Source organism: Streptomyces chattanoogensis (assembly GCF_001294335.1).
Classification (GTDB): domain Bacteria; phylum Actinomycetota; class Actinomycetes; order Streptomycetales; family Streptomycetaceae; genus Streptomyces; species Streptomyces chattanoogensis.
On the sequence record NZ_LGKG01000013.1, the window covers coordinates 57,942 to 70,712 of the forward strand.

The following is a 12,771-nucleotide window of genomic DNA, read 5'->3' on the forward strand; positions in this document are numbered from 1 at the left end:
CGGTGGTCACCCCGTCCCGGCTGCTCGACTGTCCAGGTTTCCGCCGCCGGGGCGGGAGTCTCGATACGGAACCACCCTTAGCGCTCTACAGCTGCGCCTCGTGCGCCCTGCGATGCCGCGCAATGAGGACGTTGAAGTCGGTCACCCGGCTGAGATCCCGCTCCGCCTCGGCCTGCTCAATGCCGTGCTCTAGGTCTTGGCACTCGAGGCAGGGGTGTTCCGGCACCGTCTTCGTGGACGTGGGAGTGCTCATGCGAACCCCTCCGTTGGTAGTCCCCCCTCCTGAGCGCAACCCGTATCGAGCGCACAAGGCCGGGGCTGCGTTGGGTAACGACGCTAGAGAGATAGTGTGCACTGTTGCTAGTGATGTGCAGATATGTGCATGAAAACTATTTAGCCAGATCAGTGACCACTTCATGCCCTTGACCCTCCACAACTTCGGCGGCACGGTGTTGCACACCACTGCACAGCGCTAGACGGAGGCTGACATGTCGTTACAGTTCATCGGCATCGACCCGAGCAGCGAAGAAGGCGACAGCCCAACGGTGTGGACAGACCAGGCTCGCCAAGAGCTGGTGTTCCAGGGATGGAAGGCCGGCACAGAACTCACGTCAGAATGTGCCGCGTTCGAGATCCCAGGCCACGCGAAGGGCATTCCGGACGACGAAACAGTGGTCCGCATTCCCGCCAGGATGATCGACATCATTAGGGAGGCATGCGATGCCATCGAGAGTCCTCACCTGGGATGAGCTCCTAGGGTCAGCGCAGGCGTCCGCCGTGCATCTGGAGATGCGGGATTCCTACGCCGTCGACGTTGAGAACGGCCCGTTCGCAAACTGGCGTGCGGGCACCCGACTCGATCCCGAGGACCGCGCGTCCTGGTGGCGGCCCTGGCACTCACTGATTTCCGACACGACAGGTCGAGGTGTTGTCGTGCGCCGCGCTCGCATCGTTTCCGAGCCGGTCAGCGAGTACACCCGCTTCCTGCATCACGGCACGTTGAAGAACATCATCGCGGGTGAGCAGGTTCGGTGGCTGCCCCGTCGCCAAGCCTCGGACATTCCGTTGCCAGGCAACGATTTCTGGCTCATCGACAACCGCCTAGTCCGGTGGAACCACTTCACAGGTGAAGGCTCCCCAGCAGACGGAGAGATGAACGAAGATCCCTCCACGGCGAAGTTGTGCGCCGACGCGTTCGAGGCCGTATGGTCACGAGGCATACCGCACGACCAATACGAGATCCGCTAGCAAAGGCACCGACACAGCCAGCTCATGCCCGCCTCACCGTCCTCGTCAGCACAAGCCGCCCGCGAAGCTGTCGCGCATCGGCTACGCGATCTGCGCAAGGGCACTGGGTTGACAGTCACCGAGCTGGCTGACCGGTGCGGCTGGCACCACGCCAAGACCTCCCGAATCGAGAATGCCCGCACCGCACCGTCCGCCAGGGACATCAAGCTGTGGTGCCGGGCGTGTGAGGCGAACGACGAGGCAGATGGTCTGATCACACAGTCGCTGAACGCCGAGTCGATGTATACCGAGTGGCGCCACCAGGTGCGCAGCGGGCTCAAACAACTGCAGACCGGGTCAATACAGTTCTTCCGCGAAACTCAGCTTTTCCGGGTGTATTCCTCGACCCTGGTTCCGGGCCTGCTGCAGACCGAGGGTTACGCGGCCGCAGTGCTTCGAAGGGCCGCCCGCTTTCGAGAACTCCCCTTCGACGACAGCGCGGAGGCCGCTCAGGCAAGAGTGAAGCGATCTCAGGTCATCCACGAGCCGGGGCACCGATTCGTCATCCTCATCGAAGAAGCAGCGCTGCATTACCAGATCCCAGATGCTGACACGATGGCCGGGCAACTGGGATACCTACTTACTGTCGGCACACTGCCGTCTGTGTCACTAGGCATCATTCCGATGGCGTCGCAAGAACGGGGGCAGGGGCCGCGGGAAACGTTCCACGTGTACGACGATGCTCTCGTGTCGATCGAGTTGGTTTCCGCACGGGTGAAGGTTACCCAACCCTCGGAAATCGCTCTGTATCTCAAGTCCTTCGAGGAAATGCGCAGCATCGCTGTTTACGGCGCGGAGGCGCGGGCGCTCATATTGAAAGCGCTTGAGGCATTGCGCTGAGCTGGGAAAGCTCAGCAGAATCCGACGTTGCAGCAACCCTGGATGAAAGTCACACAGTGCGGGCGAGTTCGCGGCAGTGGTCAACAACTGGCCGACCTCCTGGGCTGCTCCTACTCCAAGATCTACAAACTGGAGAACGGCCAGCAGACTGCCACGGTAGACGACGTGCGGGCGTGGGCCGAGGCCACCGGCCATCCCGAGGCAACGGATGAACTACTCGCTAGCCTGACTGCTCTCGAACCGCCTGCCCACTCATGGCGCACTCGCCTGACATTCGGCCACCTTCCAGTGCAACAGACCTGGACACAGAAGTAGCGCGATCCAAGGTCATTTACAACTGGGAGGAGGCCATCATCCCAGGCATGTTGCAGACCGCCGACTACGGCCGTCACGTATTCATCCGTTGCGCGGAATTCGCAAATTCCAAGCCCGATGCGGACGAAGCGGCGTGGGCAAGGCTGAAACGACAGGAGTGGCTCTACCAACCAGGAAACAAGCTGCATGTTCTTATGTGGCAAGCAGCCCTCCACGTCCGTCTCTGCCCACCACCAGTACTCGCTGCCCAGCTCGACCGACTCGTCGAGGTGATCGACATGGACACGGTGTCCCTGGGAATCGTCCCTCTGGGAGCTTCACTGAGGATCGCCCCCGCCAACGGATTTTGCATCCTCGACAACCGAGTGGCGGTCACTGAGGACCCGCTCACAGAGCAGCGGTTGGACGACACGCACAGCATCGCCACGTACATGAAGGCATGGAGCACGCTCCGGGAGTCAGCGGCATTCGGAGCGGACGCACAGAACCTCACCCTCTCTGAGGGACTCGGGGCCGCGGCAGTTGGCGGCCCCGCCCGGTGTTCAGGAGAGCACCGGGCGGGGCCTTTTCCCTCACCGCATGACGCGAGCGGCATCCGTGAAGAGCGCGCCTAGGACTGCGCTCCGCGGGACGGACCGGGGCGAGAGCTGAGCCCGTCGGCTCAGACGGGACACGTTCTGTCCCTGCTCAGGGCTATTCCGGTCGGGGGAGTCGAAGGGTCGGGGTGGTTCGTCCCGCTCGACGGCCCCCGACCCGGTCTACTGGGGTGAGCGTGTGTCTTCCGGGCACCCGTATTCCTTGCGCGTCCCCATAATGGCGAATACCTCCCCCGAAGCGGGGTTGTCCTGCGCCTGGAGCACTTCACTCAATTGCTCCCTCAACACAGCGCATTCGGGGCAGTCGCGAGGCAGGTCGAGTTGCAGATCACCGTAGGCGCCGGCTGCCACCTGGCGGACCGCACGACCCTTGGTCGTCATCAACGCACCGCCTTGGGGTGGGGGTGAGGGTGACGGCGGATCTCGATGTTGCGGTCGGACGCCTTGGACTTGTCACCGTTGGCGTAGGCCTCCGCGCGCTGCCGGGCCAGGGCCATGCAGACATCGCATCCGGGCACCGGCTCCGGATCCGCCGCTGGTTCTCCCAGGTGCACGGGGTGGCACGTGCGAGCCATCAGCCCACCACCTCCACACCATGAATCCACCGCGGCCCGGCATCGATCCCATGCACGGCCAGCCACAGCGCCCGCCGACGCCCGCGCTGCAATCGCCGTTCCCGACTCGCCTGCCATTCCTCGGGGGTGAGGACGTAGGGGCGGACGAGAACCGAGTCCTCGCCACGCAGCGGCGGCAAGTGCCGGACGGGCGCGCGCCGACGGACGGACGTCGGTGCGTCCTCGCGGCTTGCGGCGGGCGGTGCGCCGGCCAACCGATGGCGGCCCGCCGCTGGCAGTAACCAATGCAACAGTGCCTCGACGAGACGGGCGATACAGTTCCGCATGTCGACCTGCTCTCTCAGGTTGGCCACGCCCCCGGACGCTTCCCCGTCGCGGGGGTTTTCGCGTGGCGATCGGTCCTTGTCCGGACGCACCCTGCCGAATACCGGGTGTAGTCCGTTGCTCACCAGAACAACGCAACTTCCAGTAGGATCGGGATACTTCAGCGCAGAAAACTGAAGTCGCCACTCGTGCGGCTTTCCGCCCGTGATCACATGATGAGAGGTCACAGCGTTGGACGAGACGATCCCAGCCGAAGACTTCAGTCAACCCGTAGGACCGTTACAGCGCTTCGGGGCGGACGTCAGACGTGTGCGCCTCGGTCGCAAGATCACACAGAAGCAGCTGGGCAGAACGTCGGGTTACTCAGAGTCGTACATCAGCCAGGTCGAGTCCGGGAAGCTTCTGCCGAGCGAGAAGTTCGCCAACGCCTGTGACCTGATGTTCGGGACGAACGGGCTGTTCGCGGGTTTGCTCCATCGCATCGAGGAGGGGGACCACCCCTCACAGTTCGTGCCGTACGTCCACTTGGAGCGAAAGGCTTCGGGCATCCTTGGCTTCTCGACCACGAGGGTCATGGGACTGCTTCAAACGCAGGAGTACGCGCGTGCCATCTTCCGCGCCGGGCACCCGTGCGTGACGGACGAGGCAATCGAGGGCAAGGTAGCCGCGCGCATAAGGCGACGCGAAGTCCTCAACCAGGACCGGCCGCCTACTCTGTGGACAGTGCTGCACGAGGCGTGCCTCCGCAGTCACGTGGGCGGTCCGACGGTCATGGCCAGTCAGCTCGAGTACCTGGTGGAGTTGGCCGCTCGCCCCGGCATCGATCTCCAGGTGATCCCCTTCGCCGCTGGGGCGGCTGCCGCTCACTCTGTGGCATTCACGCTGCTCGCCTTCAAGGATTCGCCCACAGTGCTCTATGCGGACGATCCGCAAGGAGGCAGGCTGTGCCGCAGGGCGGCGCCGGTTGCGACCGCCATGCAGAACTACGATCGGCTGCGGGCGCACGCGCTGCCCCCTGACGAGTCGCTGGCCTTCATCAAGACTGTGTGCGAGGAGTACACGCCATGAGCCCTGATCGGGAACTGACATCTGCTGTTTGGATCAAGTCGTCTTACAGCTCATCGTCGGGCGGCGAGTGCGTGGAGTTCTCGCGGAGCCTCGCAGTATCCGGTCTGGTCCCCATCAGGGACTCGAAGAACCCATACGGGCCTGTGCTGGCCATCTCGACGGGCGCCTGGTCGTCGTTCGTCTCCGCCGTCAAGCACGAGGAGTTCCGAGCCTAGGCCCCTCCAAAAGTTCAACGAGTGCAAGTGAAGGCCCCCGTGATCGCGGGGGCCTTCGTTGTGTCGGCAGGCCGGCGGGGCCGGGTGGCGGGCTGCGCTGACCGCAGCCGCCTCCTGCCGAGCGGGACGCGCCCCGTCAGGCCGTACGCCTACCAGCACCCCGCCACCCAGGCCGTACCCCTAGCCAGGTGCTGTCCGGCCGACCAGGCAAGACCGCGGCCATCCGGGTGCGAGCACCCGGATGGCAGGCTTCGGCCAGGCCCGCCGGCTGGGACATATGGGAGGTCCACGGAGGAAGGAGCGGCCCCATGGCGAAGAACGCCCACGTGCGCCATAGCGGTGACGGCAAGGCATTCTGGATGCTGAACGGCCTCTACGAGGTCAAGGCGTCGAGCGACGAGACCAACGGCGCGATGACCGTCGTGGAGATGACTGTCCCGGAGGGGATGGGCCCTCCGCCCCACATCCACCCTGGCACGGAGAGCGTCTACGTCATTGAGGGGACGCTTCGCTATCACATCGCCGGGGAGACAATCGAAGGCGGTCCCGGGTCCTTTTTCCACATCCCCGAGGGGACGTGGGAGCGGTTCGAGCCCACCAGCACAGTGCGGATGCTGACCACCTACACGCCGGGCGGTATCGACGAATTCTTCGCCGAGGCGGGCGAACCCGCCGAGCGACGGGAGCTGCCGCCCTGGTCGGATACGCCCCCGGACTTCGACCGCATCATCGAGATCGCTGGGCGGCACGGAATTCAGATGCAGCCGATGCCTGACGCCTAGCTGTTGCGGGACATGAGGTTGTTGACGCCTGAGCAGATCGTCAACTCGTCGTAGGTGAGCGCCGGAAGATCGCGGTGCTCCCGGGCGTTGCCTCCAGGTATGAAGATCAGTGAGGCTTCCAGGGTCAGCGGCGTGAGTGCGAGATCGTTGCGGCACTACGAGGATGAGGGATTGATCGTCCCTGGCCGTTTCAGTAATGGGTTCCGTGACTACTGCCAGTCCACGATCGACCGGGTGCTCGTCATCCGCACACTGCTGGAGTCCGGGCTGCCCGTGCGTTTGATCAGGGAGCTCCTGCCCCGCCTTGCTGACGGCTCCGATACCGGTACCGACGCGGTGTGCGCGGAGTTCCTGCAGGAGGTGCAGAGTTATCGCGATCGGCTCGCTGCTCGCATCGCCGTTCTCAGCGATCAGCAGGCGGCACTTGACACCTACCTGCGAGAGGCCCGCCGTACTGATCTCTGACTGCCACTTGACCTTGACGTAAGTGTCAGACTCCTACGTTCGCTGCATGGAGATCAACGAGCAACAGAACACCGCTGAGCAGACGATACGAGCACTGGTCCAGCGGTCGCACCGGGGACCGCAGGACCTGACCCTCACGACCGATCAGCTCCGCCCCACCCCGGGGCCCGGCGAGTACTTGATCCGCGTGGGCGCCGCCGGGGTCAACTTCGCTGACGTCATGCAGACCCATGGGACATACGGGGGAGGCCCGCAGGCCCCCTATGTTGCGGGTTTCGAGGCCGCCGGTGAGATCGTGGGTGTCGGCCCGGACGTTGAGAATCCGCTCCCTCTCGGCACCCACGTCGTCGGAGCCGGCCCGGGGGCCTTCGCGCAGTACATGACGATGCCGGCCGCGGGTGTACTTCCGGTGCCGGCCCGGTGGAGCGACGCCGCCGCCCTCGGTCTCGTGTTGAACTGGGCCACCGCCTTGGCGGCGCTGAAGCCGCTGGGCGAGATCAAGACGGATGAGATAGTCCTCGTGCATGCAGCGGCCGGAGGAGTGGGGCAGGCTGCCGTTCGCCTCGCCCGCCACTACGGCGCGCGCGTGATCGCCACGGCGTCACCAGCGAAGCACGACACCGTCAAAGCCCTCGGCGCGGACGAGGTATTGGACAGTCGACGCCCGGATCTGGCGGAGGAGATCATCCGCCTGACCGGTGGTGTCGACCTGGTCCTGGAATCCGTGGGGCAGGCCACGTTCAAGACCAGCCTGTCGGTCACCAAACCCTTCACCGGACGCATCGTCGTCTTCGGCGCTGCGTCCGGTGATGCCGCCCTGTCCACGCACGACCTGGTCTTCACCCACCAGGTTCAAGTCAAGGGTCTGCACATCGGTGCGCTGGCGGTTGCGGCCCCGTCCATCTACCAGTCGTTGCTCGTCGAGACCGAGGCGCTCATTGCCCGCGGCGTGTACCCGCCCGGCACCCCGCAGGTTCACCCCCTGGATGAGGGGGCGATGGTGCTGCAGCAACTCGAAGCGGGCCAGACCCGCGGCAAGCACGCCCTCGATCCCTGGCGTTAGGAACGCCCGTGCTTCACCGCAATGCTCCGCTGTCCCCCGAGGGGCGACTGCGACTCGTGCAGCGTTGCCCACACCGCCCGATCGCCCACGTGGCGGCCGAGATGGGCATCTCCCGTGCGTGCGCGTCGAAATGGGTCAACCGCTACCGTCGGCACGGTGAACTCGGTCTGCTGGACCGTTCCTCAACACCCCGGCACCAGCCGACGGCAACGGGCTCTGACGTCGTGGCCAGGATCGAGGCACTCCGCCGAGCCGAGAAGTGGTCAGCGTCCCGGATCGCGTTTGAGCTCCAGGCCGAGGGGATCTCGCTCAGTCGCCGTACCGTGTCACGGCATCTGCTCGCCCTCGGCCTGAACCGGCGCCGGTTCATCGATCCCAGCGGCGACACGAACCGGGAACCGCGGAAGATCACCGCCCGCCGTCCCGGACACATGGTGCACATCGACGTGAAGAAGGTCGGCCGGATCCCGGAAGGCGGTGGTTGGCGAGTCCACGGACGCGGGAGCCACCAGGCCAAGGCCGTCGAGCGCCGTAAAAGCAAGGGCGCACGCGGCGGCTACGTCTACCTTTACTCCGCCGTCGACGGATTCAGCCGGCTTGCCTACACCGAAGCGCTGGCCGACGAGAAAGCCGACACCGCCATCGTGTTCTTGCACCGGGCCAGAGCCTGGTTCGCAGCCCACGGCATCACCCACATCGAACGCATCGTCACGGACAACGGCGCCTGCTACCGCGCCGGCGCTTTCGCCCGGCCTGGCCAGCCAGCCAGCCGCCCAGGCCATACGCCTACCACTCAGCCATACGTCACCCCACACCCGTCGCCCACGGGCTACCCCCGCACGTCCCCCAACCCTTCAGCCAACACCTCAGCCAAATGCCGCCCCCGTCGCTCCCCCAACTGCTCCAGCTGCGTACGGCAGGAGAACCCATCGGCAAGGATCTCCGCCTCCGGCCCCGCCTTCCTCACAGCAGGCAGAAGCTGATCCTCGGCGCAGGCCACGGACACCTCGTAATGGCCCCGTTCGAAGCCGAAGTTGCCGGCCAAACCGCAGCACCCACCACTCAACTCACCTTCCAAACCGGCCAGTTGACGGAGGCGACGATCGGCCGCCTCTCCCAGGACCGCATGCTGGTGGCAGTGCGTCTGCCCCGCAACAGGCCGCTCGATACGCGGCGGCTCCCACTCCGGCGCCAGCGTCACCAAGGCCTCGGCGAAGGTCATGACGGACGAGGCCAGGGCGGCGGCGCGGGGGTCGCCGGAGAGGAGTTCCGGCAGGTCCGTGCGGAGGGCGGCGGCGCAGCTGGGTTCGAGGACGACGAGCGGGCGGCCCTCGTCCACCAAGGGGCTCAGCACCTCCACCGTACGGCGCATGACCGCGCGGGCCTGGTCGAGCTGGCCGGTGGAGACGTAGGTGAGGCCGCAGCACAGGGGGCGGTGGCGGCGTACGCGGAATCCCGGACGCAGGGGTGCCGTCGGGGGGAGAAGGGGCCGCAGCCCGGCCGCCTCCAGGACCCGTACCGCGGCGCGGCCCACCTCCGGGGAGAGGAAGTTGGTGAAGGTGTCGGGCCAGAGGACGACGGTGCGGCCGGTCGCCGGGGGCCGGCGGCGCCACCACCAGCGGGTGAAGGGTTCGGTGGCCAGGCGGGGGATCGTCCGCTCGGGGGCGATACCGGCCAGGCGTTTGGCGACGGCGGCCAAGGGTGTACGGGCGAGAGCGTTGGCACCGACTGCCGCCGGGGCCGCGGTGTGCAGCCATTGGGGCAGGCGGCCCATGGAGTAGTGGGCGGCGGGGCGGCGGCGGCCCTCGTAGTGGTGGTGCAGGAATTCGGCCTTGTAGGTGGCCATGTCGACGCCGACCGGGCAGTCGCTGCGGCAGCCCTTGCAGGAGAGGCAGAGGTCGAGGGCCTCGTGGACCTCGGGGGAGCGCCAGCCGTCGGTGATCACTTCGCCGGCGAGCATCTCGTGCAGCAGGCGGGCGCGGCCGCGGGTGGAGTGCTGTTCCTCTCCGGTGGCGCGGAAGGAGGGGCACATGACGTCCGGGGAGCCGGCGGCGGTCGAGGTGTTGCGGCATTTGGCGACGCCGACGCAGCGGCGTACGGCGGCGGAGAAGTCTCCCTTGTCGTGCGGGTAGCCGAATTCCACCGGGACCGGGCGCCTGGGCAGGACGTCGAACCGGAGGTTGTCGTCGAGGCGGGCGGGGCGGACGAGCATGCCGGGGTTGAGGCCGCCCGCCGGGTCCCAGAGGTCCTTGAAGCGGCCGAAGAGGCCGACGAGTTCCGGGCCGTACATCTTGGGGAGGAGTTCGGCGCGGGCCTGGCCGTCGCCGTGTTCGCCGGAGAGGGAGCCGCCGTGGGCGACGACCAGCCCGGCCAGGTCGTGGGAGAACGCGCGGAAGCGGCGGATGCCGGGGGCGGTCAGCAGGTCGAAGTCGATACGGATGTGGATGCAGCCGTCGCCGAAGTGGCCGTAGGGGGTGCCCCGCAGGTCGTACTCCCCCAGGAGGGCGCGGAAGTCACGGAGATACGGGCCCAGTCGGGACGGGGGTACGGCGCAGTCCTCCCAGCCGGGCCAGGCCTCCGAACCGTCCGGCAGCCGGGTCGCCGTCCCGGAGGCGTCCTCGCGGATCCGCCACAGTGCCCGCTGGCCGGCCGGGTCGGTGACGACGGTGTGGTCGGTGGTGCCGTCGGCGGCCGCCGCCCGGCAGAGCGCCGCGGCGCGCGCCGCGGCCTCCTCGGGGGTTGCGCCGCCCATCTCCACGAAGAGCCAGGCGCCGCCCTTGGGCAGCCCGGTGGCGCTGCCCACCAGGTCGGCGGCCATCCCCTCGACGGTCATCGGGTGATGCGGGAGGAGGGTGTGCGCGGCTTCGGCGGCCGCGCTCTCGTCGGGGTAGGCGAGGACGGCGAGCACCCGCGCGGCCGGGGTCTCCACCAGCCGTACGGCCGCCTCGGTCAGTACGCCGAGGGTGCCCTCGCTGCCGGTGAGGGCGCGGGCGAGATCGGTGCCGGCTTCCGGGAGCAGGGCGTCGAGCGCATAGCCCGAGATGCGGCGCGGGAGGCCGGCGGGATATCCGGTGCGGAGGAGCGCCAACTCCCCGTCCACCAAGGCTTTGACCCCGTCCCGCAGGCGCGGCGGCAGGCCGGCCGGGGTGCCGGTGGCGTCCGTGCCGCGGCCGGCCCGTACCCGCTCGCCGCTGTATGTCAGCAGGTCCAGCTCGCGGACGCTGTCGGCGGTGGTGCCCCAGGCCACCGAGTGGGAGCCGCAGGAGTTGTTGCCGATCATGCCGCCGAGGGTGCAGCGGCTGTGGGTGGAGGGGTCGGGGCCGAAGGTCAGGCCGTGCGGGGCGGCGGCCGCGCGGAGGTCGTCCAGGATGACGCCCGGCTGGACGACGGCGGTACGGGCCCCGGGGTCCAGCGACACGATGCGGCGCATATGGCGGGTGAAGTCCAGCACCACGCCCACGCCGGTCGCCTGCCCGGCGATGCTGGTCCCGGCGCCGCGCGGCACCACCGGCACGCCGTGTTCCCGGCACACCCGGAGCGCCGCGGCGACATCCTCGGCGTCCCGGGGTGCGACCACCGCCCGTGGCACCCGCCGGTAGTTGGACGCGTCCATCGTCATCAGCGCCCGGTCGGCGGCGGCGGACGAGACCTCTCCCCGTACCGCGGCCGCCAGCTCCTTCGCGAGATCCCGCTGCTCCGTCTCCGTGTGATCAGCCATGTCCCCAGCCTGCCCACTGGGCGGCGTCATGCGACGGTCGGCTCGCGGTCCGTCGCCCCGGCCGGGTGGTAGCGGAACATGTTCTCCGGGTCGTGGGCGGCCTTGAGGCGGGCCAGCCGCCGGTGTTCCTCGGGGTCGTGCACGCTGCGGGCCACCTCCGCCGCATCCGGCCGCTCCCCGTGGCCGCCGAAGAGGAAGTTCACGCTCCGGCCGAGCCGCCACGGCTCGACGGCCGCGAACGCGTCGGCGTGCAGCGCCCGTACCGCCGTCGGGTCCGTACCGTCCAGCGGCGACAGCAGCCGCAGCGCGTACCGGGCGTTGCGGTGGCCGACGGCGCCGCGGCCGCCGGCCAGCGCGCCCCCGAGGTGGTTGAGCTGCACCACGCACATCGTCGGCGCCGCCGGCCCGGTCAGCGCGGCCACCCGGCGCAGGGCCGCCGCATCCAGCCCGCTGAGCAGCGCATTGTCACCGTCGTAGGCGTGCGGATCGCTCGGGTCGCGGTGGATGGTGCCCGACTCGGCGTACGGCATCTCGCGCAGCTCGTCACTCACCCGCGGGCCCACCGCGCGCAGCGGTGCCACCAGCCGCTCGCCGTCCTCCGCGCTGCCGGTGTACGCGATCCGGATCTGCGCGAGATGGCGGCCGCGCAGGGCGTGTGGCAGCTGGGGGACGTCGGGGTAGGCGATCAGCGCGACCGAGGATGTCAGCTCGTCGGGGACGGTCTCGGCCCAGCGGAGATACGCGGCCAGGGCGTCGTCGATGCCCTCGCCGCCGAAGACCAGTTGGCCGCCGTACAGCCGCGCCACCGGCACCAGCGCGAACTCCATCGCGGTCACCACGCCGAAGCCGTGGCCTCCGCCGAGCAGCGCGCCGAACAGTTCGGGGTCGCTGTCCGCGGTGACCCGGAGCTGCCGGGCGTCGGCGGTGACCAGGTCGATGGCGCGGACCTGGTCGGCGGCGAATCCGTAGGTGCGGGCCAGCACCCCGACCCCGCCCCCGAGCGTGTACGAGACGACGCCGACGCCCGGGGAGGAGCCGTTGAGCGGGGCGAGTCCGTGCGGGGTGGCGGCCTCGATGACCTGGCCCCAGACGACGCCCGCCTCGACCCGCGCGGTGCGGGCCGCCGCGTCCACCCGTACGCCCGACATCCGCCGCGTGCTGATCAGCAGCCCGCCTTCGGTGGCCGCGGACAGGCCGTGGCCGGTGGCCTGGACGGCGACCGGGAGGCCGTGGGTGCCGGCGAAGCGGACCGCGGCGACGACGTCGTCGGCGTTCCGTGCCCCGACGATGACGGACGGCCGGTGCCGGTAGGCGGTCTGGAACCCGGACCGCTCGTCGTCGTAACCGTCGTCGCCGGGGACCAGCACCGGGCCCGCCACCTGCCGTACGAGGGCGGTCAGGGCGGCGGGGGCGAAGGCGGGAACGGCGGGCTGCGGGGCGGTCGTCTGCGCGAGGTCGTGGAGCTGCATGTCGTTGATCTGCATGCGGCGCACTCTGCCGGGATAACTTGACATCTGCCGTCA

14 protein-coding genes and 1 pseudogene are annotated in these 12,771 nt (G+C 68.3%); 11 read left to right on the forward strand and 4 right to left on the reverse strand.

Annotated features, from left to right (window positions below; genetic code table 11):
- Positions 1 to 85: 85 nt before the first annotated feature.
- Complete coding sequence (locus ADL29_RS43950) at positions 86 to 253, reverse strand: hypothetical protein (RefSeq protein ID WP_169795188.1); 168 nt, start codon at positions 251 to 253, stop codon at positions 86 to 88.
- Positions 254 to 488: 235 nt separating this feature from the next.
- Between ADL29_RS43950 and ADL29_RS04450 the strand changes: the two genes are divergently transcribed.
- The 5 genes from ADL29_RS04450 to ADL29_RS44880 are packed head-to-tail and all read left to right on the forward strand — an operon-like array spanning position 489 to position 3,056.
- Positions 489 to 749 (forward strand): hypothetical protein, encoded by a 261-nt coding sequence (locus ADL29_RS04450; protein ID WP_053922441.1) that lies wholly within the window; start codon positions 489 to 491, stop codon positions 747 to 749.
- Positions 721 to 1,248 (forward strand): DUF6879 family protein, encoded by a 528-nt coding sequence (locus ADL29_RS04455; protein WP_053922442.1) that lies wholly within the window; start codon positions 721 to 723, stop codon positions 1,246 to 1,248. The genes ADL29_RS04450 and ADL29_RS04455 overlap by 29 nt, the downstream gene beginning before the upstream one ends.
- 24 nt (positions 1,249 to 1,272) lie before the next feature.
- Entirely contained in the window at positions 1,273 to 2,127 is an 855-nt protein-coding gene (locus ADL29_RS04460) for a helix-turn-helix domain-containing protein (protein ID WP_053922443.1), read from the forward strand.
- A gap of 42 nt (positions 2,128 to 2,169) precedes the next feature.
- Positions 2,170 to 2,442: a helix-turn-helix domain-containing protein gene (locus ADL29_RS44875; RefSeq protein ID WP_245689136.1), complete on the forward strand. Its 273-nt coding sequence runs from the start codon at positions 2,170 to 2,172 to the stop codon at positions 2,440 to 2,442.
- A 47-nt stretch (positions 2,443 to 2,489) separates the two neighbouring features.
- Positions 2,490 to 3,056 (forward strand): Scr1 family TA system antitoxin-like transcriptional regulator, encoded by a 567-nt coding sequence (locus ADL29_RS44880; RefSeq protein WP_245689137.1) that lies wholly within the window; start codon positions 2,490 to 2,492, stop codon positions 3,054 to 3,056.
- A 362-nt stretch (positions 3,057 to 3,418) separates the two neighbouring features.
- Here ADL29_RS44880 and ADL29_RS04470 read toward each other — a convergent pair whose 3' ends face one another.
- Positions 3,419 to 3,613 (reverse strand): hypothetical protein, encoded by a 195-nt coding sequence (locus tag ADL29_RS04470; RefSeq protein ID WP_053922444.1) that lies wholly within the window; start codon positions 3,611 to 3,613, stop codon positions 3,419 to 3,421.
- A 555-nt stretch (positions 3,614 to 4,168) separates the two neighbouring features.
- Between ADL29_RS04470 and ADL29_RS04475 the strand changes: the two genes are divergently transcribed.
- From ADL29_RS04475 to ADL29_RS40505, 6 genes and pseudogenes are all read left to right on the forward strand, one after another.
- Positions 4,169 to 5,005: a helix-turn-helix domain-containing protein gene (locus ADL29_RS04475; protein WP_245689138.1), complete on the forward strand. Its 837-nt coding sequence runs from the start codon at positions 4,169 to 4,171 to the stop codon at positions 5,003 to 5,005.
- A complete protein-coding gene (locus ADL29_RS40500; protein WP_078970734.1) occupies positions 5,002 to 5,220 on the forward strand; it encodes a DUF397 domain-containing protein in 219 nt (72 codons plus the stop codon). The genes ADL29_RS04475 and ADL29_RS40500 overlap by 4 nt, the downstream gene beginning before the upstream one ends.
- Positions 5,221 to 5,528: 308 nt before the next feature.
- Complete coding sequence (locus ADL29_RS04480) at positions 5,529 to 6,002, forward strand: cupin domain-containing protein (RefSeq protein ID WP_053922445.1); 474 nt, start codon at positions 5,529 to 5,531, stop codon at positions 6,000 to 6,002.
- 99 nt (positions 6,003 to 6,101) lie between these two features.
- Positions 6,102 to 6,467 (forward strand): MerR family transcriptional regulator, encoded by a 366-nt coding sequence (locus tag ADL29_RS04485; protein ID WP_053922446.1) that lies wholly within the window; start codon positions 6,102 to 6,104, stop codon positions 6,465 to 6,467.
- Between the two features lie 46 nt (positions 6,468 to 6,513).
- Complete coding sequence (locus ADL29_RS04490; protein ID WP_053922447.1) at positions 6,514 to 7,530, forward strand: NADPH:quinone oxidoreductase family protein; 1,017 nt, start codon at positions 6,514 to 6,516, stop codon at positions 7,528 to 7,530.
- A gap of 8 nt (positions 7,531 to 7,538) precedes the next feature.
- Positions 7,539 to 8,282: pseudogene (locus ADL29_RS40505) on the forward strand (helix-turn-helix domain-containing protein); the annotation flags it as partial.
- A gap of 77 nt (positions 8,283 to 8,359) precedes the next feature.
- On the opposite strand, the gene ADL29_RS04500 reads toward ADL29_RS40505, so the two are convergent.
- Together ADL29_RS04500 and ADL29_RS04505 are read right to left on the reverse strand one after the other, a co-directional pair.
- Positions 8,360 to 11,248 (reverse strand): FAD-binding and (Fe-S)-binding domain-containing protein, encoded by a 2,889-nt coding sequence (locus ADL29_RS04500; RefSeq protein WP_053922449.1) that lies wholly within the window; start codon positions 11,246 to 11,248, stop codon positions 8,360 to 8,362.
- Positions 11,249 to 11,274: 26 nt separating this feature from the next.
- Complete coding sequence (locus tag ADL29_RS04505) at positions 11,275 to 12,732, reverse strand: FAD-binding oxidoreductase (protein ID WP_245689139.1); 1,458 nt, start codon at positions 12,730 to 12,732, stop codon at positions 11,275 to 11,277.
- Positions 12,733 to 12,771: the final 39 nt, after the last annotated feature.

Excerpts from the sequence above, each read along its gene's own strand:
- ADL29_RS04500 (WP_053922449.1), bottom strand. The coding sequence starts at position 11,248 with ATGGCTGATCACACGGAGACGGAGCAGCGGGATCTCGCGAAGGAGCTG.
- ADL29_RS04485 (WP_053922446.1), top strand. The coding sequence starts at position 6,102 with ATGAAGATCAGTGAGGCTTCCAGGGTCAGCGGCGTGAGTGCGAGATCG.
- ADL29_RS04480 (WP_053922445.1), top strand. The coding sequence starts at position 5,529 with ATGGCGAAGAACGCCCACGTGCGCCATAGCGGTGACGGCAAGGCATTC.
- ADL29_RS04455 (WP_053922442.1), top strand. The coding sequence starts at position 721 with ATGCCATCGAGAGTCCTCACCTGGGATGAGCTCCTAGGGTCAGCGCAG.
- ADL29_RS04490 (WP_053922447.1), top strand. The coding sequence starts at position 6,514 with ATGGAGATCAACGAGCAACAGAACACCGCTGAGCAGACGATACGAGCA.
- ADL29_RS43950 (WP_169795188.1), bottom strand. The coding sequence starts at position 253 with ATGAGCACTCCCACGTCCACGAAGACGGTGCCGGAACACCCCTGCCTC.
- ADL29_RS40500 (WP_078970734.1), top strand. The coding sequence starts at position 5,002 with ATGAGCCCTGATCGGGAACTGACATCTGCTGTTTGGATCAAGTCGTCT.
- ADL29_RS04505 (WP_245689139.1), bottom strand. The coding sequence starts at position 12,732 with ATGCAGATCAACGACATGCAGCTCCACGACCTCGCGCAGACGACCGCC.
- ADL29_RS04450 (WP_053922441.1), top strand. The coding sequence starts at position 489 with ATGTCGTTACAGTTCATCGGCATCGACCCGAGCAGCGAAGAAGGCGAC.
- ADL29_RS44880 (WP_245689137.1), top strand. The coding sequence starts at position 2,490 with ATGTTGCAGACCGCCGACTACGGCCGTCACGTATTCATCCGTTGCGCG.
- ADL29_RS04470 (WP_053922444.1), bottom strand. The coding sequence starts at position 3,613 with ATGGCTCGCACGTGCCACCCCGTGCACCTGGGAGAACCAGCGGCGGAT.
- ADL29_RS44875 (WP_245689136.1), top strand. The coding sequence starts at position 2,170 with ATGAAAGTCACACAGTGCGGGCGAGTTCGCGGCAGTGGTCAACAACTG.
- ADL29_RS04460 (WP_053922443.1), top strand. The coding sequence starts at position 1,273 with ATGCCCGCCTCACCGTCCTCGTCAGCACAAGCCGCCCGCGAAGCTGTC.